Annotated in this window: 15 protein-coding genes, 2 tRNA genes and 1 pseudogene; 12 read left to right on the forward strand and 6 right to left on the reverse strand. The window is 35.8% G+C overall.

From position 1 onward, the window contains the following. Positions 1-599: 599 nt before the first annotated feature. Together gltA and gltX (ACFIJ0_RS01995) are read right to left on the reverse strand one after the other, a co-directional pair. On the reverse strand, positions 600-1,895 hold the full coding sequence (gltA, locus tag ACFIJ0_RS01990; protein WP_375622703.1) for a citrate synthase: 1,296 nt from the start codon (positions 1,893-1,895) through the stop codon (positions 600-602). Positions 1,896-2,156: 261 nt separating this feature from the next. Next, complete coding sequence (gene gltX / locus ACFIJ0_RS01995; protein WP_375622701.1) at positions 2,157-3,587, reverse strand: glutamate--tRNA ligase; 1,431 nt, start codon at positions 3,585-3,587, stop codon at positions 2,157-2,159. A 113-nt stretch (positions 3,588-3,700) separates the two neighbouring features. On the opposite strand from gltX (ACFIJ0_RS01995), the gene ACFIJ0_RS02000 reads away from it, so the two are divergent. The 7 genes from ACFIJ0_RS02000 to gltX (ACFIJ0_RS02030) all read left to right on the forward strand — a co-directional run bounded on the left by ACFIJ0_RS02000 (position 3,701) and on the right by gltX (ACFIJ0_RS02030) (position 14,047). Then, on the forward strand, positions 3,701-5,965 hold the full coding sequence (locus ACFIJ0_RS02000) for a ComEC/Rec2 family competence protein (RefSeq protein WP_375622699.1): 2,265 nt from the start codon (positions 3,701-3,703) through the stop codon (positions 5,963-5,965). Between the two features lie 482 nt (positions 5,966-6,447). Further along, positions 6,448-7,152, forward strand: a complete 705-nt coding sequence (rpiA, locus tag ACFIJ0_RS02005; protein WP_375622697.1) for a ribose-5-phosphate isomerase RpiA — start codon at positions 6,448-6,450, stop codon at positions 7,150-7,152. Positions 7,153-7,263: 111 nt separating this feature from the next. Next, positions 7,264-7,833, forward strand: a complete 570-nt coding sequence (locus ACFIJ0_RS02010; protein ID WP_375622695.1) for a DUF2059 domain-containing protein — start codon at positions 7,264-7,266, stop codon at positions 7,831-7,833. A 205-nt stretch (positions 7,834-8,038) separates the two neighbouring features. Next, positions 8,039-9,430: a glutathione-disulfide reductase gene (gene gor, locus ACFIJ0_RS02015; RefSeq protein WP_375622693.1), complete on the forward strand. Its 1,392-nt coding sequence runs from the start codon at positions 8,039-8,041 to the stop codon at positions 9,428-9,430. Between the two features lie 68 nt (positions 9,431-9,498). Continuing rightward, positions 9,499-10,878 carry a class II 3-deoxy-7-phosphoheptulonate synthase gene (locus ACFIJ0_RS02020; protein ID WP_375622691.1) on the forward strand — a complete coding sequence of 460 codons (1,380 nt, stop codon included), beginning with the start codon at positions 9,499-9,501 and terminating at the stop codon, positions 10,876-10,878. Between the two features lie 123 nt (positions 10,879-11,001). After that, positions 11,002-12,663, forward strand: coding sequence for an NAD+ synthase (locus ACFIJ0_RS02025; RefSeq protein WP_375622689.1), 1,662 nt, complete (start codon positions 11,002-11,004; stop codon positions 12,661-12,663). 10 nt (positions 12,664-12,673) lie between these two features. Further along, a complete protein-coding gene (gene gltX, locus ACFIJ0_RS02030) occupies positions 12,674-14,047 on the forward strand; it encodes a glutamate--tRNA ligase (RefSeq protein ID WP_375622687.1) in 1,374 nt (457 codons plus the stop codon). A gap of 59 nt (positions 14,048-14,106) precedes the next feature. Here the strand turns inward: gltX (ACFIJ0_RS02030) and ACFIJ0_RS02035 are convergent, their stop codons facing one another. Continuing rightward, the gene (locus ACFIJ0_RS02035; RefSeq protein ID WP_375644176.1) at positions 14,107-15,510 is read right to left on the reverse strand and encodes a DEAD/DEAH box helicase; all 1,404 of its coding nucleotides are present in this window, start codon (positions 15,508-15,510) and stop codon (positions 14,107-14,109) included. A 147-nt stretch (positions 15,511-15,657) separates the two neighbouring features. Beyond that, positions 15,658-16,431: an NAD kinase gene (locus tag ACFIJ0_RS02040; RefSeq protein WP_375622684.1), complete on the reverse strand. Its 774-nt coding sequence runs from the start codon at positions 16,429-16,431 to the stop codon at positions 15,658-15,660. A gap of 262 nt (positions 16,432-16,693) precedes the next feature. Between ACFIJ0_RS02040 and ACFIJ0_RS02045 the strand changes: the two genes are divergently transcribed. The 4 genes and pseudogenes from ACFIJ0_RS02045 (at position 16,694) to ACFIJ0_RS02060 (ending at position 20,172) form a co-directional block, all read left to right on the forward strand. Next, positions 16,694-16,770: transfer RNA gene (locus ACFIJ0_RS02045), tRNA-Arg, on the forward strand. A 543-nt stretch (positions 16,771-17,313) separates the two neighbouring features. After that, positions 17,314-17,734, forward strand: a pseudogene (locus ACFIJ0_RS02050) (YbfB/YjiJ family MFS transporter). A gap of 1,815 nt (positions 17,735-19,549) precedes the next feature. After that, a complete protein-coding gene (locus ACFIJ0_RS02055; protein ID WP_375622682.1) occupies positions 19,550-19,795 on the forward strand; it encodes a hypothetical protein in 246 nt (81 codons plus the stop codon). A 158-nt stretch (positions 19,796-19,953) separates the two neighbouring features. Further along, complete coding sequence (locus ACFIJ0_RS02060) at positions 19,954-20,172, forward strand: DUF6990 domain-containing protein (protein ID WP_375622681.1); 219 nt, start codon at positions 19,954-19,956, stop codon at positions 20,170-20,172. A 587-nt stretch (positions 20,173-20,759) separates the two neighbouring features. On the opposite strand, the gene ACFIJ0_RS02065 is transcribed toward ACFIJ0_RS02060, so the two are convergent. Further along, positions 20,760-22,328: a TerC family protein gene (locus ACFIJ0_RS02065; protein WP_375622679.1), complete on the reverse strand. Its 1,569-nt coding sequence runs from the start codon at positions 22,326-22,328 to the stop codon at positions 20,760-20,762. Positions 22,329-22,765: 437 nt separating this feature from the next. Between ACFIJ0_RS02065 and ACFIJ0_RS02070 the strand changes: the two genes are divergently transcribed. Beyond that, positions 22,766-22,841: transfer RNA gene (locus ACFIJ0_RS02070), tRNA-Lys, on the forward strand. A gap of 1,427 nt (positions 22,842-24,268) precedes the next feature. On the opposite strand, the gene ACFIJ0_RS02075 is transcribed toward ACFIJ0_RS02070, so the two are convergent. After that, on the reverse strand, positions 24,269-25,222 hold the full coding sequence (locus ACFIJ0_RS02075) for a YbhN family protein (protein WP_375622677.1): 954 nt from the start codon (positions 25,220-25,222) through the stop codon (positions 24,269-24,271). Positions 25,223-25,236: the final 14 nt, after the last annotated feature.

Raw genomic sequence — 25,236 nt, forward strand, 5'->3', positions numbered from 1 at the left:
GATTTATTCTTATCAAGTATGGGAATAAAAAATACAGGAAAGAAGTACACCTCTTGTTGATTATATGATGATTATTTAATAATTTTATTTAAAAATCAATAAGTTATTTTTAATAGAAAAGCTATTAACTTAAGTACAAGGAAAATTTCAGCTCTTAACAGGAAAAAATGTAAAGTATTTTTATTCTAATCTACTTGAAGAGGGATAAGAAGGTTTTGGCATCTTAAAGAAGCACTTAATGTAAGCCTTTTGCAATTTTATCTGGAGAAGATAGAAAGTAAAATTCTGACATTGCTAGATTTTAATATGTAATAAGGCTTTTAAACATGAGGGAATGATAGGGAATACTCTTCCATTAAAGATAATGAGAATTATAAGGTAAAATTTTCAATTTCTTTTTGCTAAATGTTTGGCTAATTTGCAGAAGAGTATTCTCAATTTATTTACAGAGCTAAAACTTAGAATTTTTTTAGTAAATTTTTATGATGATGTTACCTCTGTAGAAAGAGCTTTAAAATCACGTTTTATAAAAATTCGTAAAGGATGTTCTTTGATTATTCTCAATAAAGCTTCAGTAAATTGAAGCCTTATTGATTTTTTTAATTTGCACGTTCATCCATAGGAACATAGTCACGCATAGCATAGCCTGTGTAGAGTTGTCGAGGACGACCAATTTTTTGTGCAGGGTCTTCAATCATTTCTTTCCATTGTGCCACCCACCCGACACTGCGCGCCAATGCAAAAAGAACAGTAAACATTTCAGTTGGAAAACCTAGAGCTTTTAATGTAATGCCGGAATAGAAATCAACATTGGGATAAAGCTTTTTTTCAATAAAATATTCATCACTTAAGGCAATTTTTTCAAGTTCTATTGCAATATCAAGAAGCGGGTCATCTTGAATGTTGAGTTCTTTTAAAACTTCGTGACAGGTTTTTTGCATGATTTTTGCACGTGGATCATAATTTTTATAGACACGGTGCCCAAAGCCCATAAGGCGGAAAGGATCATTTTTATCTTTTGCACGTGCAATAAATTCAGGAATTCTTTTAATAGAACCTATTTCTTGTAGCATTTTTAGACATGCTTCATTGGCCCCACCATGTGCTGGTCCCCAAAGGCATGCAACGCCTGCTGCGATACAGGCAAACGGATTAGCACCCGAGGATCCAGCAAGACGTACCGTAGATGTAGAAGCATTTTGTTCATGATCTGCATGAAGGATAAAGATTTGATCCATCGCCCGAGCAAGCACAGGGCTTGTTTTATATTCTTCACAAGGAACAGCAAAGCACATACGGAGGAAATTTGCAGCATAACTAAGATCATTACGTGGATAAACAAATGCTTGTCCGATACTGTATTTATAGGCCATCGCAGCAAGCGTTGGAACTTTTGAGATAAGACGAACAGAAGCAATCATTCTCTGGTGAGGATCTGTAATATCGATAGAGTCGTGATAGAACGCAGACATAGCACCAAGGCAGGCAACCATGACGGCCATAGGATGAGAATCACGACGGAAGCCATGGAAGAAGCGTGCAAACTGTTCGTGTACCATGGTATGCTGCATAATACATCGATCAAATTCATTTTTTTCTTGCTGTGTTGGGAGTTCACCGTAAAGTAAAAGATAACAACTTTCAAGAAAGTCTCCTTTTTCAGCCAATTGATCAATAGGATAACCACGATAAAGCAATATGCCTTTATCACCATCGATATAAGTAATTTTTGATTCACAAGAAGCTGTTGAAGTAAAACCAGGATCATAAGTAAAAATATCGGTTTTTTTGTAGAGAGAAGCAATTTCAATGACTTCAGGTCCACTCGTGCCTTTACGCAAGGGAAGCTCTACTTTTTTATCATTCACAATAATATATGCGTTATTCTCAGACATTCGGTATTCCTTTCAGATCCTTCACTTCTAAAAATTAAGACTCTGCTTCATCAGAGTGGGGGATGTATAACTGAAGCTTTTTTTACTTATATTAAGGGTAGATTGCCTCTAACAGTGAGTACATGCAATCTAAAAATATTTCCTTATTGATCATTATTACTCAATAAAAAATGTATTTCAATGATATAACACAAAAAACTCTTTTAGGGTGGGTTGAGATATCTGTATAGATCCCTATTTGAGGAAATATACTCAGTACCATCATAAGCATATTGTTGTGATAAGTTGGTCTTTGATGCGATGAAGGGATTCATCGCGTCCTAATAAAATAAGAACATCCAAAACACCTGGTGATGTTGCACATCCTGTAAGAGCTGCGCGAAGTGGTTGGGCGATAGATCCAAATTTGAGATTCTGTGTTTGTATACAAGAGCGAAGTGTTTCATCTAGTTTTTTTGTATCCCAAGAGGGGCAAGCTTTCAGGGCAAGATAAAGATCGTTTAAAATGGTTCGTCCATTTTTATCTAAGAGCATTTGTGCTTTTTCATCAAGTTGTAAAGGTCGTTGCGTAAAAATGAAGGAGGCATTGTCAATCAGTTCGCACAGTGTTTTTGAACGTTCTTTCAAATGCGGGATTGCTTTTAAAAATTGAACACGGCGTTTTTCATCAAGTCTTTCAATAAGTTGTGCTCCCTTATCAGTTTCTGGTAGAATATTAAGAGCGGCATCAAAAAGTTCTTGATCATTACTCATGCGCATATAGTGTCCGTTGATGGAATCGAGCTTTTTGAGATCAAAACGAGCAGCACCTTTGTTAATATCCTCAATGTCAAACCAAGAAATCATATCTTTAAGTGACATCAGTTCGTCATCACCATGACTCCAACCTAAACGGACAAGGTAATTGCGCAAAGCAGCAGGAAGATATCCCATTGTTCGGTAGGCGTCAACACCGAGTGCACCATGTCGTTTTGATAATTTTGCACCGTTTTCACCATGGATAAGAGGAATATGTGCCATAACAGGAATGTCCCATCCCATTGCTTTAAAGATGATCATTTGTCGGGCTGCATTAGTAAGATGATCATCACCACGTATAATATGTGTTATGCCCATATCATGATCATCAACGACAACAGCATGCATATAGGTAGGCGAACCATCAGAACGCAAAATAATAAAGTCATCGAGATCTTTATTAGGAAAACGAACATCACCTTGAACACAATCATGTACAATCGTTTCTCCATCTTCAGGGGCTTTGATGCGAATAACAGGCTTAACACCTTTAGGAGCTTCAGAACGATCACGGTCCCGCCATCGTCCATCATAACGTGGTGGGCGCCCTTCTGCACGGGATTTTTCACGCATTTCAGCTAACTCCTCAGGTGAAGCATAACAATAATATGCTTTGCCGTTTTTGACCAACTGTTCGGCGATTTGGCGGTGACGTTCAGCACGTTCAAATTGCGAAATAGGGACGCCATCATAACTAAGCCCCATCCAGTGCAAGCCATCTATAATAGCTTTTACAGCTGCTTCTGTTGAGCGCTCTCGGTCTGTATCTTCAATTCGTAAAAGCATTTTTCCACCGGTATGTTTTGCATAAAGCCAATTAAAAAGAGCAGTACGAGCGCCACCAATATGAAGGAAGCCAGTGGGTGAAGGGGCAAAACGAGTAATAACAGACACGAATATTTTCCTTTAAACTAAGATATTACTTATGGAACTTTATAGAAAAGTTATGTTAGCATAGGTGACGGGGTATGCAATAGCCGTATTGCGAGTTAAAGTGGGGGGGACGGATGTTTTATCAAAGTAAAGTTAAAGAGGGTTTATCCGAAAAATCTGTTACAGAAAGAAAAAAGCCATGTCAAATAGGGAAGAATGTTTTTTCTAGATATGATGATGCAAAGAATGGCAGTTATGATCAACAAAAACTTTTTTTATTGACACTCTTAAAAGAAGCAATCATTCGTTTTCGTAAATGGTTAGAAGATTGTATCAATAAAGAAGTTTCTTTTGGTATCCTTTTTTCGCTGATTTTAGTCTTTTTTGCCCTAGGAATCATTTTTTATTTTCATTTAGAGTGCGAGCCAAGTTGGGGACAATTGGGGGCGTTGGTCAGTATTTTTCTAGGAATATTCTATGTTGTACGTTTTTATCGAAAAATATGGATTCCTATGGGATTTTTATTTTGTATTATATTGGGTGCTTTGGCGGCAAAAATAGAAACGTGGCGTATTGCAACACCCATGTTAAGCAGTGACATTGTCACCACCTTGACGGGAAGAATTGTTTCTATTGAGTCAGGCGCCAAAGGGGGATTTCGTTTAGTTTTGGATATTTTGAGTACAGAAAAGCCCATATTATGCCATAGTCTTCATCGTATTCGTTTATCGGCAAGATATTTGCCATCTGGCTTAGCGATTGGTGATGGCCTATATGGGAAAGTTAAGATTCGTGCATTTTCTGGGCCGGTGCGTCCAGGAGGCTACGATTTTAGTTTTCATAATTATTTTAAAAGAATTGGGGCACAAGGCGTTTATTTAGGAAAACCAAGAAAAATATCGGTTTCGCAGCCTGATGGAATATTCACTATCATTCTACAGAAAATTGAAAATTTACGCACGAAGATGACACAAAGAATCCGTATAGCCCTTGAAGGAGAAAAGGGGAGTGTTGCTGCTGCTCTCATAACAGGGCAGCGTGCTGGCATTTCAAATGAGACAAATGAAGCATTACGTACGGCTGGATTAGCCCATATTTTATCAATATCAGGTTTACATATGGCGTTGTTAAGCGGCATAGTTCTTTTGAGTATCCGTAGTTTTTTAGCATTTTTTCCAGTTTTTTCTTCCTATTATTCCAGTAAAAAATTTGCTGCTATCGTTGCGTTTATGATAACAGCTTTTTATTTGTTATTGTCGGGCTTAGCAATATCAGCGCAAAGAAGTTTTGTGATGATTGCTGTTATGTTGGTTGCTATATTGTGTAATCGCTCTGCTATAACAATGCGTAATTTTTCTATTGCAGGGTTGATAACTCTGGCGATGACACCCCATGAAATATTAGGTCCTAGCTTTCAAATGTCCTTTTCTGCGACGGCTGCTTTGATCGCTTTTTTTGATTGGTGGAGTGGAAGGTCATTTTTTCGTAAAAGAAAAACAACTCCCTCTTATGTTGGAGGAGGAGTGATAAATTTTGCTTTCTTATCGATGCTTTCAACATGTGCGTCTTCCCTTGTGGCAGGGAGTGCAAGTGGAATTTATGCTGCTTATCATTTTTCTAATACGGCATTTTTGAGCATTCTCAGTAATGCTTTTGCTTTGCCTGTCATCTCAATTTTTGTCATTCCTTCTGGATTAATTGCAGTCCTCGCAATGTTAGGAGGATTTGAATGGCTCCCCCTTCAAATTATGGGGTTTGGTGTTGATCTTGTGATAAAGATTGCGCACGCTATCAAGGCTATTTCTCCTGATTTAAATCCTGGTTTTATGCCGTTATCTGCGTTGGTTTTATTGAGTATAGGCTTGGTTGGACTGACTTTTTGCAAAACACTCATCCGGCTTTTTTTTAGTTTGTTTATTTTGGCTGGTATTTCTATTTGTGTAATGCATTCACCTATACAACTGATTATAGCAGATAATATGCGTCTCGTGGGCGTTATCCATGATAAAAAATTATATATTGATCGTTACCATATTTCTAAGTTCACGACATCTATATGGAAAAAGTCATTTCGTGTGAATGAAACGATTAAACCAACAAAATATGGTCCTTCGTTGCACGGACAATTTATTTGTGATTATCATGTATGTACGTCATTATTAGAGAATGGACTAAAAGTGATTGTTTTACAGAGAGAAACAGATCAATGTGTAGAGGCAGATATTCTCATTCAGACATTTATAATGCGTAATCCAACATGTCACAAAAAGGCAAAAATAATATTTACGCCTCAACAATTGTTATCACGAGGAAGCGTTATGATGACCAAAGGTGGAGATATTATTTGGTCTTCGCTAGGGTTTCATAGACCATGGAATATGCACAGACAGCATTCATAAAAATATACAATCTATCATATTTTGCTTCACATTTGGATAATGACAAAACAAAAAATAATAGAAGGCTTTTCTGGTAATATTTTGCGGTATTTAAATTGGTAAGTCTATCAATGTCATTGAAACGAGATAATAATCTACAGTTTTCTAGAAATAGATGATTATTTATATCTGTTCATTTTAAATTTTTCAAAAAAATTGATATGTGCATCTTTGTACATCCTATTGATAGCAAAAGATAAATCAAAAATTCTTATTGAATAAGAAAAATACTAACAAATTTTCTCAAAGAAATAAAAAAGATAATTGTTGATTATTCTATTTTATTCGTATCATATATTTCTATAACGAGTAACATCTTTCCAAGCAAAAGATGATGGTAAATTTAAATAGATTGTGTCAAGAGGTTATCTTTTATTATCATTATTATCGGTGGTGATAGGGGTGATAAATGCTGCTTATACGGATAAAAGGCAAAGTCATTCATGAATGTTCAGCAGTTAAAAAAAATGGCAGCTATTAAAGCGCTTGAATTTATTGAAGATGATATGCGGCTTGGTATCGGATCTGGTTCGACAGTCAATGAATTTATTCGTCTTCTTGGTGAGCGTGTTGCAGATGGTTTGCGTGTGACTGGTGTTGCTACTTCACGATATTCTGAACAACTCTGTCGTAAGTTTGGAGTGCCTGTTAGCACTCTAGAACAAATACCTGAACTGGATCTTGATATTGACGGAGCAGATGAAATTGGTCCTGAGATGATGCTTATTAAAGGGGGAGGGGGAGCATTGTTGTATGAAAAAATTGTAGCATCGGCATCTCGTGCAATGTTTGTCATAGCTGATGAAACAAAGGTGGTAAAAAGACTTGGTGCTTTTGCACTACCAATTGAAGTTAATCCATTTGGTATCCATACAACATGTAGAGCCATCGAAAAAGTCGCTGATGATTTAGGGCTTTCTGGAGAAATTGCATTGCGAATGAATGGAAAAAATCCTTTTGAAACAGATGGTGGCCATTTTATTCTTGATGCATTTTGGGGCTGCATTTTGCAACCAAAACCATTATCGGATGCACTTCTTGCCATTCCTGGTGTTGTTGAGCATGGACTTTTTTTGGGGTTGGCTTCACGTGCAATTGTCGCTATGGCTGATGGTCAAATAAAAGTTTTAGAATCTTTTGATTTTTAGAGAAGACAGTTTCATGACGATATGTTAGCACAATACAATAAATCAAAGAGTATTGAAACTTTGAATAAATAACGCATTTGAATTATAATTAATTATCGGGGTAATCATTAAATGAAAACAATATTTTCTTTTCAGCGTTTTGTCGTATATTTAGGTGTAGTTGCCGTTTTTGTTGTGAATATTGGAATGGTTTGTGCACAAGGTGTGAGTGATCAACATTTAGATTCAGCGCGAAAGGCAATCAGAGCTATTCATGCAACGGATCAGTTCGATAGTTTTTTACCAAATGCGGTAGATGATCTTAAAACTGCACTGATGAGGGATGATCCGAATTTGGCAGCGGCTATTTCTGATATTGTTGATAAGCACGCGCTTGCTTTAATTAAAAGGCGCTCTGATCTAGAAAAAGAGATTGCTCATGTGTATGCAAAATATTTTACTCAAAAAGAGCTTGATGCAATAACAACATTTTATAATTCTGATACAGGTAAAAAGTTTTTGACAGAAGTCCCCAATATCGCACGTGATTCTTATTCAGCATTTGATATATGGCGTACTGCTTTTACGCAGGATCTTGTAGAAAATGTGAAAAAAGAGATGTCTGAAACACTTAATTTGAATAATTCTACTATGCCTACAAATATGCCTATAAAATCAGAATCTTCAGAAAATAAAAAATAGCTTGATTGATATCATAACAACCAATGGGCAATTTCTGATTTTTTAAATAGCGGCGATTTTCCCGCCGTTTTTAATATTTTAATGAGAGTAGGTCTTTCTGGAATACGGCTTTATAAAAAAATGCTTCTTCAAAAGAAAAAAAGACTTTCATTTGATAATAAATGATCTTAGCCTATTCTTGCAGATATATAAGAAGGAATAATTTGTGGGCTCTTTTGACTTTGATTTATTTGTTATTGGAAGTGGTTCTGGTGGAGTGCGTGCAGCACGGCTTGCTGGGGGGCTTGGCAAGCGAGTCGCTATAGCAGAGGAATATCGTATAGGGGGCACTTGTGTTATTCGTGGTTGCGTTCCCAAAAAACTTTATGTTTATGCATCACAATATGTAAAAGAATTTAAGAAAAGTGCTGGTTTTGGGTGGAAATATGCGGATCCAATTTTTAGCTGGGAACAGTTGGTTGCAGCTAAAAATAAAGAAATATCAAGGTTAGAAGGGCTGTATCGTAAGGGATTAGAAAATAACAATGTGCATATTTATGAAAGTCGTGCTACTTTTATAGATGATCACACATTAGAGCTTTCTGCTACGGGTGAGCGGGTAAGTGCAGAAAAAATTTTGATTGCGACAGGGGCAAAATTTGCACCAAATACTTCCATAGAAGGCGGTGGATTTTGCCTTACTTCTAATGAGATTTTTGACCTTGATCAACTCCCAAAATCAATAGTTATTGTTGGTGGAGGGTATATTGGTGTTGAATTTGCTAATATTTTTCATGAGTTGGGTGTAAAAACAACACTACTCCATCGGGGTGATTTAATTCTTCGTGATTTTGATCATGATTTGCGGCAATTGCTCAGCGATGCAATGATTGAAAAGGGGATTTCTATTCTCTATGGCGTAACAATTTCTAAAGTGCAGGTTGCAGAAAATTGTTATGAAGTTGTTTTATCAAATGAGAAAATAATCAGTGCCGATCAGATTATGTTGGCTACGGGGCGTGTACCAAATACAACGGGTTTAAGACTTGAGCGGGCAGGTGTTCAAGTGGATGAATTCGGTGCAGTTATTGTTGATGAAAGAATGACAACAAACATACCCCATATTTGGGCTGTTGGTGATGTAACAGGTCATATTCAATTAACACCTGTTGCGATTCATGATGCAATGTGTTTCGTTAAGACTGCGTTTGAAAATATTCCCACGACACCTGATTATGATTTAATTACGACGGCAGTTTTTTCTCAACCAGAGATTGGAACAGTTGGTCTTTCAGAAGAAGATGCGGTACGCTGTTATAAGCGTCTTGAAATTTATCGTACAGTTTTTCGTCCTATGCGTAATGTTCTTTCTGGTAGTTCAGAAAAAATGCTTATGAAACTCATTGTTGATGCTGAAAGCCGTATTGTTGTGGGCGCTCATATTTTAGGAGAAAACGCTGGTGAGATGGCACAGCTTATAGGGATATCTCTCAAGGGTAAGCTGACGAAGGATATCTTTGATGAAACGATGGCAGTGCATCCAACGATGGCAGAAGAATTGGTAACGATGTATAAACCAAGTTATATATATGAAAATGGGAAGAAAATAGAAAGTTAAACAGCATATATTGTGGTAAAAAATTTTTGATATGCCAATCTGTAAGATTAATCTTTAGAGAGAGTGTAATGATAAAAGAATGGGCACCTGACTCTTGGAGAACAAGGCCAATTAAACAAGTTCCGACTTATCCGGATAAGTCTATGTTAGAAGATGTTGAACGAAAACTGAGAAGCTATCCTCCTTTAGTTTTTGCCGGTGAAGCACGTGATTTAAAAAATGAATTAGCAGCCGTTGCACAGGGACAGGCTTTTTTATTGCAAGGTGGTGATTGTGCCGAAAGCTTTGCAGAACATGAGGCTGATAATATCCGTGATTTTTTTCGTGTATTTTTGCAAATGGCGATTGTTTTAACCTTTGGTAGTTCTAAACCGGTTGTTAAAATTGGTCGTATTGCTGGTCAATTTGCAAAGCCCCGCTCTTCTGATATCGAAAGCAAAGAGGGAGTTGAATTTCCTGCTTATCGGGGGGATATTATTAATGGCATTGAGTTTGAAGCCGATTCTCGTATTCCAGATCCGCAACGGATGTCTATGGCTTATCGCCAATCTGCCGCAACACTTAATCTATTGCGTGCCTTTTCACAAGGTGGCTATGCTAATTTAGAAAATGTACACACATGGATGTTGAGTTTTGTTTCTAACAGTCCGCAGGGGGAACGTTATGAATTATTGGCAGAGCGTATTTCTGAAGCAATTGATTTTATGCGTTCTATAGGGATTACATCCAAAACACATTCTTCATTGCGTGAAACATCTTTTTATACCAGTCATGAAGCACTTTTGCTTGGTTATGAAGAGGCTTTGACTCGGATTGATTCAACTTCAGGAAATTGGTATGCAACATCCGGTCATATGTTATGGATTGGTGACCGTACACGTCAGATTGACCATGCTCACGTTGAATATTGTCGCGGCATTAAAAATCCTATAGGATTAAAATGTGGTCCTTCCATTGCATCTGATGAGCTTTTAAAATTAATTGATATTTTAAATCCTGAAAACGAGCTGGGGCGACTTACTCTCATTACGCGCTTTGGTTATGATAAAGTTGAAAGTTATCTGCCTAAACTCATCCGTGCCGTTGAACGCGAGAAGCGTGCGGTTATATGGTCATGTGATCCAATGCATGGCAATACAATTACTGCCAATGGTTATAAGACGCGTCCCTTTGATTATGTTTTAAAAGAAGTAGAGAATTTTTTTGCAGTGCATCGTGGAGAGGGAACTTATCCGGGAGGCATTCATATTGAGATGACAGGTCGTGATGTTACTGAATGTACAGGAGGGGCGCATGCCATTTCTGTAGACGATTTATCTGATCGTTATCATACGCAATGTGATCCAAGGTTAAATGCAGATCAAGCGTTAGAATTGGCTTTTCTTGTTGCTGAACTCCTTAAAAAAAATCGGGTGACTGACTCGTTAGCAGTTGCTGCTGGTGGGTAGGCAAACATTTGCCTAATATATTTTTAGGTCATCATGGTAGAAGAGAATTTTTAAAAAAGTGATATTTCCGATGATGAAGAATAAAGTTGTGGTTGCTAAACTGATGAAATGATACAAAGGCTTATGAAAAATGATTTTCGGATATCAATTGCCCAATTAAATCCTATTGTCGGTGATATTGAGGGAAATTTTTCTTTAGCTGTCATGGCACATCAAAAGGCCAAAGAAGAGGGCGCTGATCTTGTTTTATTCACAGAACTTTTTATAAGCGCTTATCCGCCGGAAGATCTTGTTCTAAAACCTGCTTTTACAAAAACATGTGAAGAGACTGTTGAGAAATTAGCAAAGATAACCGTAGGCGGACCAGGAATTGTCATTGGTCTTCCATTAAGACGCAATGGCAATATTTACAACGGTGTCATGCTTCTTGATGAAGGGAGAGTCATTGCTGAACGTTTGAAGTTTGATTTACCTAATTATGCTGAATTTGATGAAAAGCGTTTATTTTCTTCAGGTCCACGTCCTGAGCCTATTGTTTATCATGAGATCAAATTAGGAATAGTCATCTGTGAGGATCTTTGGAATGATTTCTCTCTTAGTACAGAGCTTAAAGATAAAGGAGCGGAAATTATTCTTGTCCTTAACGGATCTCCCTACTATCGGAATAAAACTTTAAGACGTATAGACGTTGTTCATATGCAAGCTTTACGATCTGGGGTACCAATTATTTATGCTAATCAAGTTGGTGGTCAAGATGAGCTCGTTTTTGATGGTGGGTCTTTTGCCTTGAATGGACAAGGGAAAAGGATATTTCAAATGAAACACTTTGATAGCCATATTGCTTTAAGCCATTGGCAAAAAACAACGACGGGATGGCACTGTATTTCAGGTCCTAATGAAAGTCTTCTCAATGGATTAGCGGCCGATTATCAAGCTTGTGTTTTAGGTTTGAGAGATTACGTCAATAAAAATCGCTTTAAGGATGTTATTCTTGGTCTTTCAGGAGGAATTGATTCAGCCCTGTGTACGGCAATGGCGGTGGATGCTCTTGGTGCTGAGAGGGTTCGCACCATTATGATGCCCTATCATTATACTTCGCAAGAATCATTAAAAGATGCTAAAAAATGTGCACAACTTCTAGGATGTCGTTATGAAATCATATCGATTGAGCAAGCTGTTAAAGTTTTTTTAAAGACAATGGCACCTATTTTTTTAGGGTTACCCTCTGATATAACAGAAGAAAATCTTCAAAGTCGTATACGCGGTACACTTTTAATGGCTCTTTCAAATAAATTTGGTTCAATGGTGGTAACGACAGGCAATAAATCAGAAATGGCTGTGGGATATGCGACACTGTATGGTGATATGAATGGCGGGTTTAATCCTCTTAAAGATATTTATAAAATGCAGGTTTATGCATTAGCTGAGTGGCGTAATAAAAATCACTTGCACAATTTGAGAGGACCAAAAGGAATTGTCATTCCATCCAATATTATAGAAAAAGCACCTTCTGCAGAGCTGCGGGAAAATCAAAAAGATGAAGATTCTCTTCTACCTTATCCTATTCTAGATGATATCTTGCAATCTCTTGTAGAAAATGACATGAGTATTTGTGATATTATTAAACGTGGGTATTCACGGGAAACTGTTGAGAAAGTTGAACAGCTTCTTTATGGTGCCGAATATAAAAGACGACAATCTGCACCCGGTGTAAAAATTAGTTACAAGAATTTCGGACGCGATCGTCGCTATCCCATAGTCAATCATTTTCGCGATAAAAATTGAGTATTATTTTATGGTTAAAGTTCGTTTTGCTCCCTCTCCAACAGGTTATATTCATATTGGCAATATCCGTATTGCGCTTTTCAATTGGCTTTATGCGCAAGCGTATAAGGGAGAATTTATTTTACGCTATGATGATACAGATGTTGAACGTTCTAAACAAGAATATATCGATGCTATTGCTGCTGACCTTGAATGGCTTGGTATTCAACCAGATGCAATTTATTACCAATCTAAGCGATTTAATCGATATGATGAAGTTGCGGAAATTCTTAAACAACGCGGGTTTCTTTATCCCTGTTATGAAACTGCAGAAGAATTAGAGCGGCGTCGTAAAATCCAGCTTTCACGCAAATTGCCTCCTATTTATAACCGTGCAGCATTAAAATTGACGGCAGAAGAGAAAAAAAACTTTGAATCACAAGGTCGTAAACCACATTGGCGTTTTCTTCTTCCTAATTTTAAAAATGATCCTCTACAAACAAAGCGAACAGAAGTTTGCTGGAATGATGCAGTAAAGGGAAAGCAGACGATTGATTTGGCTTCTCTTTCAGATCCTGTTCTTATTCGTGAAGATGGAAGCTATCTTTATACATTGCCGTCTGTTGTTGATGATGTAGATATGGCTATTACGCATATTATTCGTGGGGATGATCATATTACAAATACAGGTGCTCAACTTGCTCTTTTTAAAGCTCTTAATGCAGAATTACCGGTTTTTGGTCATATCAATTTATTGGCGACAGTTTTAGGAAAAGGATTTTCAAAACGTAATAATGATCTTTCTATTCGCTCTCTACGAGAAGAAGGATTTGAATCTATAGCTGTTCAATGCCTTGCCGTTTTGATTGGGACATCGCAAAATGTGCATCCCTATCCAAATCAAGCAGCGCTTTTAGAGCATTTTAATCTCAAAGATACGTCAAGATCTGTTGCAAAATTTGATATTGCTGATCTTCTTGCTTTGAATAGTCATCTAGTCCATGAGTTAACCTATGAAGAAGTTCAAATGCGACTTAAAAGTCTTTCTATTGATGGAGAAAAGGCGGGGTGTTTTTGGAACGCAATAAGAAGCAATATTGATAAAGTAAATGATGCTGTTTTGTGGTGGAAAATTATTCATGATAAACAGAGCTTTGATACAGTAGCGCTTGAGGATCGTGCTTTTGTGCGTCAATCACTCGATTTCTTACCTGAAGGAGCTTTGAATGAGGAAAGTTGGAAAATTTGGACAACAGCATTAAAAGAAAAAACAGGTCGAAAAGGAAAAGCTTTATTTATGCCATTACGTCAGGCACTTACAGGCTTGGATCATGGACCTGAAATGGGAAAAATTTTACAGCTTTTAGGGCGTGAAAAGGTAGCAGAAAGACTCTCTAGGAAATAAGAGCGACTTTTTAAAAAGCATTTCGCTCATTTCACTCTTAAAGAGAGTAAAGAACGGGTTTATTTACACGTTTTTATAAGCATGAAAGCAGGAATATCATCACCAAATCCAAGGGGCGTGTAATTCTTATTTTTTCGTGGGCGTTGTTGTTCAGATGGCTTCTCTTTATTATTTGCATTTTTGATATATTCTGTTTTATTCTCTTCCACAGATTTTTTAGTGTGAGCAACAGGCTTTTTTGGAGCAGTTTTTTTTGATGATTTTGAAGATTTTTTCTTTACAACAATATCTTCTGTTTGATCATCGGCTATTAAAGTCGAGAGATCGCTGTTGAGCCATTCAATTTTTTCATTACTCATTTCCTCAATGGCATTGATATATTTTTGATCAGCTTTTGTGACAATTGTAAAAGCTTTTCCGCTACGGTTTGCACGCCCTGTACGACCAATTCGATGGATATAGTCTTCAGCATGTGTAGGAACATCATAGTTAAATACATGACTTACAGCTGGAATATCGAGTCCACGGGCAGCAACATCAGAAGCAACAAGAAGTGTAAGTTTATTATTTTTAAAATCAGCTAGGGTGTTCATGCGCGAATATTGGTCCATATCTCCATGGAGTGCTCCTACATTAAAGTTATGTTTGATGAGCGATCTAAAAAGTTCAGAGATATCTCTCTTTCGATTACAGAAAATAATTGCATTTTGAAGCTCTGCACCTTCATTTTGGATCAGCTCTCGTAAAACCGCTCTTTTATCCCATGATTTATTTCCAGATTTGACAAGCCGTTGTGTAATTGTGGTAGCTGTTGAGGAAGCTTTTGTAACTTCAACAGATACGGGAGCATGTAAAAATTGTTTCGTTAGTTTTGTAATTTCTGGCGCCATTGTTGCAGAAAAGAATAAAGTTTGACGCGTAAAAGGGGTTAGCTTACAGATACGTTCAATATCAGGAATAAAGCCCATATCCAACATGCGATCAGCTTCATCAATCACAAGGATTTCAACGCCCATTAGGAGCAGTTTACCGCGCTCGCAATGATCAAGAAGGCGCCCTGGAGTCGCTATAAGAACATCAGCTCCCCGTTCAAGTTTGCGATCTTGGAGTTCAAAAGAAACTCCACCAATCAAAAGAGCAACATTTAAACGATGATTTATTCCGTATTTATCGAAATTTTCTTCAACTTGAGCTGCAATTTCCCGTGTTGGTTCTAAGATGAGCGTACGGGGCATTCGTGCTCTTGCACGACCTTTTTCAAGGAGAGTGAGCATAGGCAATACGAAAGAGGCGGTTTTACCTGTTCCCGTTTGGGCGATTCCTAACACGTCTTTTCTTTGAAGGACATGCGGAATTGTTTCACTTTGAATAGGTGTTGGAGTTGTATATCCCGCTGATTTCACCGCATTAATAACCTTTGCGGAAAGACCTAAATCATCAAAACTGTTTAAAGATGGTATCATTTTTTTTATCAATTGCTCTGTGATTTTAACTGCGCTATCTAAATGATGATTATAATCAATATTCTAGACTCTTAAAAAGTGTTAAGATGTTTTCACAAAAAAAATAACTATAACAATCATATACACATAAAACGCATAATACAATCATTAATAGCGAAATTGTTCTGATAAAATGCGTTCATCCCATGAATGATTTGAGTCAAAAAGGATTGAAGCTGTTACTTCTGTTGCCATTGAAATAGTAACTGAATGGACAGATTTAACTTCAATATTATCTGCTGCAGCGTTGACAGGGCGTTTGTCAGGTTCAAGCATATCAAAACGCACTGTTACTGTATTGGGCAGCAAAGCTCCATGCCAACGTCGAGGGCGAAAAGGGCTAACGGGAGTGAGGGCCATAAGGGGGGCCATAAGAGGTAAGATAGGTCCTTGTGCTGATAAATTATAGGCAGTCGATCCAGCTGGTGTAGCGACGAGGACACCATCACAACTTAATTGTTCCATGCGTACGTTGTTATCAATGGTGATGCGAATTTTTGCGGCTTGATAAGATTGCCGAAAGAGGGATACTTCATTAATTGCAAGCGCCTCGATAGAATCTTGACATTCAGATTTTGCAATCATGCGCAGGGGATGGATTTCTTTTTTATGTGCGATAGCAATACGATTGGGCAATTTTTTTTCATGAAATTCATTCATAAGAAATCCTACAGAACCTTGATTCATGCCATAAATAGGTTTGCCTGTGTTCATGACGTCTCGTACGGTTTGTAACATTGTCCCATCACCACCGATTGCAACAACAATATCAGTTTCTTCCAGAGAAGAATGACCATAAACGGAAATTAATTTATGGGTAGCTTTGATAGCGCTCTCAGTTTCTGCGGAAATAAAATGAAAGCGACTTGGTAATGTAGTCATTTAAAAATTATCCTGATACTTATAATTTATGTTGTAACTTATTTTTGAGAGTTTTGAAGTTGTAATAAGAGCTCTTTTTATAATAAAAAGAGCATTGAATAAAGAGAAGTTATTTCAAGGTAAAGTATCATTGAAAAATAAGAGAAGTGTGTCGTTAGATAAGTTACAAACAAGTAATTTTTTATTAGAATGATAATTTAGCATTGAAGCTAAGAGTATGATTAGTTAAAAGACCATAACTGATTGTAATGATCAGTTTGAAGCACCCGTAGCTCAGCTGGATAGAGCGCTGCCCTCCGAAGGCAGAGGTCACAGATTCGAATTCTGTCGGGTGCACCAAATTCTTCAACTTCATATCATCCTAAATAACAATATTACCTAAAAAGAAGCCACTTTCTTCTTTTATGAAAATGGTCATTTGAGTTGTTTATTAAGTTTTGTAGCGAATAAGGAAATGATTTTAAGAGAAGTAAAATCATTTGCTTATATAATTTTTCGGTTAGTCATTTTGTATATCGAGATAAAAAAACAAGATTATCTAAATATGCTTTCAATTTAACTATAAACATTTATAAAATAAAAATACATATAATTCAATATGTTACTGTATAATTGATCTGGCGATGTTGACACTAAATCGCTAAATATATTGTTCGGAGCATTAAAATAGATCGCTAAATTTGCTTTTATTCTATTTTTGGAGCTAAAGGCTGTTATGGTGAGATGGAAAGTGGATGAGGAATATCACCAGTTAAAGGAATAATAATGGGGAAAAAATAATCGTCAAAATTTGAATTGTTTAAAAACGCTGTATTCGGTATGGTTATTGTGGTTTTGAGAATGAGTATCGGGCGATTTTTCTATACATCAATATTGCCAGTTATGTTGGATGAGGGATTGTTTACCTTTAATCAACTTTCTTATATAGCTAGCGCTAATTATGGTGGTTATTTAGTTGAGAGTATAGTCTTTACGTTTGGCAGAATTGGGAATATATCTCTTGCTCCTCGCATGCTATCTTGTGCAGCTATAGTAATGATTGCACTTATTATTTCCATGGCGTTAACAGTTAGTCCTTTTGATCCGTTTTGCTGCTGGTGTTTCGAGTACAGCAATGATGGTTTTGGATTCTATTATGGTTATGCAGCATAGCCATAATGGGTGGATTATTGCTTCGCTTTATGCAGGTGTAGGAGTTGGTCTTCTATTAGGTAATGAATATGTTATTATTAGTTTGAATAGGGCGCTTGATGCGACAAACATTTGGTTTGGAATCGGCTTAATGTCTGTTAAAAACTTTTAAAAACATATAGGTTTAATTATGGAAACTATATCAAAAAACACCCCCGTTATTTTTTCCATTGCAAATGACACCAACCCTGTTAATAAGAAAAAATCATCCCAAAATATGAATTAACCAATCAAATGGATTTCGTGACTGGTCATATATTGTATAGCATTCGTGCTTTAAAAGATTTTGGTGATGTAAAAAGGCGATTTAGGTAGTTCTATTGAAAATGAAAGCAACCTTTCTCATCATGGCAATTGCTGGGTTGCTGATAATGCCTGTGTTGTAAAATCTGGTCGTGTTTATGAAAATGCAAGGGGTTATGGCAATGCTCTCATTGGTGGCTATATGTATGGCAATGTCCTTATATGTGATAAAACCCGCGTGTATTTTGGTGCTCATGTTTATGATAATGCTCAAACGTTTGAGTTTATCATTATGCTGTTGTTAATATAGCAAGGTTTATGGCAATGCCAAGATCTCTGGTTATTTCGTGATTAGAGGTAATGTATATGGCAATACAAGAATAAAAAGACATAGCGATTTATATTCGGTTTCCATAAATTGTAAGCTTTATGAAAGCGATAACGTTGTCAAGATTGATAAACAGAATAAATGATAGGTGTGTGGGCGCCTTTTTTATGGCTATAAATCCATCATAAAAGAGAGAATGCATATTTCAATCGCTCTATTCTATTGATTAGAACTTATCAAAAGGAACGTAAATGAACAGGTATGATCTTTAATCACTCATTTGAATTACAGAACCTATAAACACTTTTTTATGGCTATAAAACGTATTAAGAATAACACCCTCATTTTTGAGGTGGTCATTTGAAAAAAAGCACATTATCAAAATGCCTCTTTTAAAACGTTTCAAAATATCAAGCTCAAAATCGAGCTCTTTAACTTTAGAATAGAGTTTTCTTTAAATTTTGTCGCTTTTGACTCAAAATTGAGTAAAACCCCATGCCTTTGTAATATGATTACAATTCTTTTAACATTTACCTGCTTATCTTACAAAGGAGGTGCCCTCAAATTTGAGGGGGCCACCTTTGGTTTCGTATTTTTAAACTGTAACTTTTAAAACGTTTTTTGCTTTTTTGCTTGCGTTATATCATTAAAAGGCTTTTGATTTCATAAGACATAACATTATCAATTTTATTACCTGTTATGATAATAGTATCTATATAATGCCTGCCTATCATTTACTAACTTTTTAGTAAGCGGTGCTTTAAAATCGACTTGTCTTTAAATCATTTTATGTGTCCTTAATGAATTAAAACCTATCTTATGATAGTTTCAAATGATTATTTCTTTTAAGGTTTAGCTCAAAAAAGGGTAAACCCCATACCATTCTTTAAACGCATGTAATTTATGTTATCGATAATTTCAAACAATTACGTTTTTAATAATGCGATTTGTGCGTGATAAAACGTATCATAAAATTTATGAATTGTTATGAATGATAGCTGCTTGTCACTTCATTTGAATGTTTACATGCGTTATAACATTTGCATCATGATTTTTTATGGTTTATTTATACATAGCAATTGTTTATAAAAAATAGTCCATTGAATCACGTATAAAAATTTCGCTTTTAAATGGGATTCATATAAAAATAATTGTACACAAACTATTTATTTTGTTGTATTTTTTGTGATAAGATTCCATCTCGTTTAGACGTTGCAAAAGAAATCACCAAAGATCTTATTGATAAGATGCTTTTCTTACACGGCATTATCGATTTTGTTTGCAAAAATCTGCTTCGCTTTTGACTTTTGATATGGATACAAACTCTTTTGAGGTAGAGCAAAGAATTTTTTAACTATGGAGAGTGCAACAGCACTCTTCAAAAATCTTGATTGGTTTGTTGAGAAAATTAAAGAGGTAGACAATTATTCAGCACGTTATCAACTACCAGATCGTGAAGTACAAATTCTATATAATGATGCAATTATCAAAGGTTATCCGCAATTTGATGTTGGAGTTTCGATTAGTACTGGTATTTTAGCTGCTGCCTGCATGGTAATTAATCCCTATCAATTCTTAGCACTTACAAGATCTACAACTTGATTTTGATAAAAAGGCGGTAAGAGTTTGTGAAGAAGAAATATATGCGGATTGGTTGGAATTAAAGCTTGATTATGTCTTGAAATGAGCGATGGAAAAAATTGATCTTCATAAATGCTTTTATTCCAGATATGGAGCACCACCTTGGCAAATGAGTGAATTTGAGGCACATAAAGGTTATCAAAGTAGATGATGCAGATTATAGCTTACTTCACATTGGTGCACTGGCTTTATTGGGTGATGTTGCAACCTTACAATCTTATTATCACAGTTTCAGTGCAAGGGATCATTTAGGTTTTGATGAAAATACCCAACAGCTTCATCTTGAACGTGCATTGGCTTTAGCCAAAGAAGTGGTGAAATCTAAGAAGCTCAGCTAAGCTTTAATTGCAAAAGTAGCAAAAAATATGAGCTATCTGAAAGAAAAACAAAGTTCTTAATAAGGGCTTTCCAGAGAGGTGGAGTCTCATTCTTGGAAGGAAAAAACAGCTAAATTTACCGAAACAAAAGATAAGAAATAGCTCCTTAAGAAATATCAAGAAGATCTCAAAAGATTATAGGAGCCAGAGTGTAGTTTAATGCTGCCATCATCAGTTAAGTAAACCCAACAATGGTGGAGTTCTATCTATTGGCGGAAATCTGATGTTTAAAAGAGGGTTTCTTGATATGAAGGTAATATTGTGATAAATAATTATTATAAATCAATATGTTGTATATATTCATTATTTTTTGAGATTAATGACCATTGACAAATAATTTTGCACCATGTTCTCTTTTACAGCTTTTCGTAAATCATCAATGAAAACTTTTTGTAATGGAAAGTTCGTTGATAATATAACTTTTGTATGTTCATTATTTATGCTTAAAAAATATAAAAATAATGAAATGCAATTAAGTTATTAACTTCTTGTTCTTTTCAATTTTTAATCATAAAAAATCTTTTTATTCATCTTGCTTATAAAAAGAATTAGCTTTTTTCTGGTAATATAAGTGGAGAAATAAGGATTTTAGATATGTTTCGACGTTCCATTTCAATCACTTTAAAATGTAAACCATCAGTTTCAAAACTTTCTCCCTCATTTGGTAAATGACCAAACTGCCAAAGCATAAAGCCTGCCAGAGTCGTATAACGATCTGCTTCATCCACAAGGTTACGCCCAAGATAACCACTTAAACGGCGGATATCAGCATATCCCTCAACAAGAAGACTGCCATTTTCAAGTTGTTCTGCGATCATGAGTTCTTCATCGTCATCAGGAAAGTCTCCTGCAATAGCTTCAAGAATATCGGTTGGAGTTGCAATTCCTTCAAAAGATCCATGCTCATCAACAATAATTGCAAGCTGAATCGAAGAATGGCGTAATTGCTCCATCAATCGTAAAACACTTGTGTTTTCATGAACAACGAGGGGTTCTCGCATAGCTTTTTTCCAATTAATCTTTTTTCCTTCAGCCAAATTCAAAAGAAGATCTTTTGTCAACGCAACGCCAACAAATTCATCCACTTTTTCACGCGCAAGAATTAAGCGGCTATGTTTAACCTTTTGTAATTCTTCACGCATTTCATTTTCATCAGCATTTAAATCTAACCACTCAATCTCATTACGGGGCGACATGATAGAGCGAACAGGGCGATCAGCTAAATCGAGAACACCACGAATCATCTCCTTTTCTTCTGGTCTAAACAACTCAGAGGCTGCGGACTGTTCAGCAATAACATCTACAGTCTCAGCAAGGTGACTATCTTTGCTTCCTCCTCCTAAGAGCCTCAAAACAGCATCAGCTGTTCTACTGCGTAGATCATTCGTTTTAATCATTTTTTCACGGTTACGACGTCCAATTTGATTAAAAGCTTCGATGAGAACAGAAAAACCAATAGCAGCATACAAATACCCTTTTGGGATATGAAAACCAAATCCTTCAACAATGAGAGTAAAACCAATCATCATTAAAAAACCCAGACAGAGGATTACAATAGTGGGATGACGATTAATAAAACGCATAAGAGTACCAGATCCGCACATCATTACTCCCATAGCAGCTATGACTGCTATATACATAACTGCTGCCTGCTCTTTTGCAATCATACCTGTTGCGGTAATAATACTGTCTAGTGAAAAAACGGCATCCAGCACCACGATTTGAACGATTACTTGCCAAAAAACAGCATAAGCAACGCCTGTTTTTCTTTCATGTGATACCCCTTCTAACCTTTCATGTAATTCTAGCGTTCCCTTTGCTAGCAAAAAGGCTCCACCACCGATTAAAATAAAGCTATGCCAACTAAATACAAAAGATGAAAGTGAAAGAATTACCCTATCGAGTCTCATAACCCATCCAATAACTGTAAGAAGGAAAAGCCGCATAATTAATGCTAAAGTAAGACCTAGAAAGCGTGCGCGGTCACGCAAACGCAGTGGCAATTTTTCAGCTAAAATTGCAATAAAGATAAGGTTATCTATTCCTAAAACAATTTCGAGAAAAACCAGCGTGATCAAACCAAACCACGCATGGGGATCAGTGATCCATTCCATCATTCCTTACCTTTTAGAAGCTTAAAAGCGCGCGATTGACAAAAAAAATTCATAGGCTTTTATTCGTATATTGGATCATGAACATTGAATGTAAAAAAACTTATATTCAAAGAAAAAAAACAGCAAAATATTGCTTGAATGCATGTGATTATTGATAAAACAAAATGATGCCCCATCCCGCTTACAACCACAAGAAGGTTCCTCTAAATTTTGCTCGGGCATTATGCCGATAATCCTCCAACTATAGGTTCTGTATAACAATCAGAACATTTATTTATAAAGTTCCTCATAATGGGTTTATTTTTATATAAGATCAAGTGGTGAATATCATATTTTTAACCTTACAGACAATGAGTCTATATAACAAACAACAAAATATCTGGACATCCATCCTTAGGAGCGTTATAGAGACGCTCATTCTCATCTTGTGAGAAGCCTATGGGTGATTAGCTCAGTCGGTAGAGCAGCTGACTCTTAATCAGCGGGTCGTGGGTTCGATCCCCTCATCACCCACCATTCGATTTTATACCATAATAACTTATTGATTGCATAATTTTTTTAAGGTACGAGTTGCTAAATAAAATTGGGGAGTAGGATTTCCCCATATGCGTTTGTTTAAAAGTGAAGATTGTTGATATAGCTTAGTTATCAGGTTTTGTACTTTTTAGGGGGCTTAAAGAACTTCCAAAGGACATTTAAAGATCTTTTAATGCGTATTGTTTCTTTTTTTTAAATCGCAATTGGTAAGGAGAAGCTTCTTACCGACAATTGTGTTATTTAAAAGGGTATAAAAATCAACAGTTTTTACTTCTTTTAATATAAATTGATTAATTTTTTTTGATTTTTGGCATATTGTTTAAAGCTAATACCTGCTAAACGACAGAAAATAAGTTTTAATAAGGCTTCAAGTTTTAAAATATTAAACCGTGCAGTTACGCTATGCTGTCTTCCCGTTAGCTTAACCGCTAAAAATACAAACATTAAGAAAGCCGCTCAGAATCATTATAATATATTGATTTATAATAATTAATTATTCTTTGTTTGAAAAAACTTTATTGTCATAAACTCCTTTTGTTTTAATCCATCTTATAATGAAACAATTAAAATTATTATTTTTTCATCATAAATAAGATTAACGTGTGGACAAAGACTATTGAAGAAAAGCATAAAAATGATTCTTATTAACGTTCTTAAGCGCCAAAAGTTATAACAACATTGGAAAAATAGTATAATGGTGCAGGTTTGCTCTTTATTAAGTATAAAAATGATGGTGCAACAATGGCTTTACTATTATACCATTTACAGGTGTTATTGTGTAATGGGGAATAGCACTGAGAGAGGTTTCTTAAAAAAGGTATGTAGATTGCCAACACGATGGTGCTCTGTTCTTTGAGAGACTTAATTCTATTAAAGAACGTGACAAACAAAAGCGTAACGCAATATGTATACACATTATTCCTATATTTTTGAGAGATTGAAAATTTCGTAAAGTTTTTTCTTGTATTTTTGTATGATTGTTTAGGGAAAATTCTTTTATTAAAGGGTTCTTTAATTATTCTTTATATATAATAATTTTTTTGTTTCAAACAATAAAATGAAATTATTTTCAGATAGAAGTTTTTAATTTTGAGCATTTATTTTCTGCAAAAAATTTTGTAATCATATGCTTTATCCAACATAAGGATTGATTACACAATAAAATAATACCTTTAATATTCAAGTTTATGAGAGTTTTTTTTGAAGGAAAATAGATAAATATTTCTATGTTTTTCGTAAAGTAAGATTTTTATAAAAGGGGACCTTCAAGTTTTAATGTAAAAAAGATAAATACAAATAATGATTGTATTAATTTACATATACAATTGAATTTATATACAATTGAATTTATGGTGATTATAATCATTTATAGGCACACAAAAAAGAAGTCGTTGATAGCCTTTTATTTATTCAGGTGGTGTTTTGGGGGCTCTTTTCCAATATTGATGCGCTTCAAAAATGGCGACTACGAATAATGAAATGATGAGCGGTATAATCAAATAAAACATTCTAAAGACAATAAGTGCTGCAATAACATCGGTTGGATTTATATTGGGCATGCCTGTTATGAAGAGAGCTTCAAGGACTCCTACTCCTCCTGCTGGAGCATTGGAGAGAAGAGTTATCGTAAAAGATGCGAGGAAAACACCAAGAACAGAGATAAAATGAATATCTGCGTTGTGTGGGAGAACAGCATATATAATTCCTGCTGCTCCTAAAAGCTCTAGAGGGCTAATGAGAAGCTGTTGAATAACAATTTTCAGCCGTGGATAGGAAAGTTGAATTTTCTTACCCAAGCGCAAGGGTTTTAACTGAAGCCAGCTGCCAAACGTATAAAGTGCTATACAGCTGAGTAAAATTGCTCCTCCCGTTGTTCCTAGCCATTCAGGAAGTTCTTTATGAATGAGGGTGATAATTTCGGGTTGCAGCACCAAAACGATTCCTAAAAGTAAGATTGTGCCAATTACAAAAGTAAAAGAGCAAAAACCTACTAATATTGCGATTTCTGTTCCATTTAATCCTTTCATTTTATAGGCGCGATAGCGCACAACTGCACCAGAAAAAACTGAAGCACCGATATTGTGTGAAAGAGCGTAGGTTGTAAATGAACATATAGCGATAAAAATCCAAGAAATTTTATGGCCTAGATGTTGCAAGGCAATTCGATCATATCCAGCAAGAGCAGCATAAGCTAGGAGAGAACATAAACAGGCTAATGACCAGTGCTGTGCATTTAAATCGCTCAAGCGTTCCAATACATCCCCAAATGAAATGGCAGAAAGTTTCATATAAAGAATCCGAATAGATATCAGCATTGCTAAGATACCAATCAATGGCCATATAAATTGCTTTATTTTCACGATTCTTTATCCAT

Origin of the sequence: Bartonella sp. OC68QHHN, assembly GCF_042193875.1 — a bacterium.
In the GTDB taxonomy this organism is placed as follows: domain Bacteria; phylum Pseudomonadota; class Alphaproteobacteria; order Rhizobiales; family Rhizobiaceae; genus Bartonella; species Bartonella grahamii_A.

Coding starts and splice junctions, on each gene's coding strand:
- gltA (WP_375622703.1), bottom strand. CDS start 1,895: ATGTCTGAGAATAACGCATATATTATTGTGAATGATAAAAAAGTAGAG.
- ACFIJ0_RS02000 (WP_375622699.1), top strand. CDS start 3,701: ATGTTTTATCAAAGTAAAGTTAAAGAGGGTTTATCCGAAAAATCTGTT.
- rpiA (WP_375622697.1), top strand. CDS start 6,448: ATGAATGTTCAGCAGTTAAAAAAAATGGCAGCTATTAAAGCGCTTGAA.
- ACFIJ0_RS02010 (WP_375622695.1), top strand. CDS start 7,264: ATGAAAACAATATTTTCTTTTCAGCGTTTTGTCGTATATTTAGGTGTA.
- ACFIJ0_RS02020 (WP_375622691.1), top strand. CDS start 9,499: ATGATAAAAGAATGGGCACCTGACTCTTGGAGAACAAGGCCAATTAAA.
- ACFIJ0_RS02025 (WP_375622689.1), top strand. CDS start 11,002: ATGAAAAATGATTTTCGGATATCAATTGCCCAATTAAATCCTATTGTC.
- gltX (WP_375622687.1), top strand. CDS start 12,674: ATGGTTAAAGTTCGTTTTGCTCCCTCTCCAACAGGTTATATTCATATT.
- ACFIJ0_RS02035 (WP_375644176.1), bottom strand. CDS start 15,510: ATGATACCATCTTTAAACAGTTTTGATGATTTAGGTCTTTCCGCAAAG.
- ACFIJ0_RS02040 (WP_375622684.1), bottom strand. CDS start 16,431: ATGACTACATTACCAAGTCGCTTTCATTTTATTTCCGCAGAAACTGAG.
- ACFIJ0_RS02055 (WP_375622682.1), top strand. CDS start 19,550: ATGGAGAGTGCAACAGCACTCTTCAAAAATCTTGATTGGTTTGTTGAG.
- ACFIJ0_RS02065 (WP_375622679.1), bottom strand. CDS start 22,328: ATGATGGAATGGATCACTGATCCCCATGCGTGGTTTGGTTTGATCACG.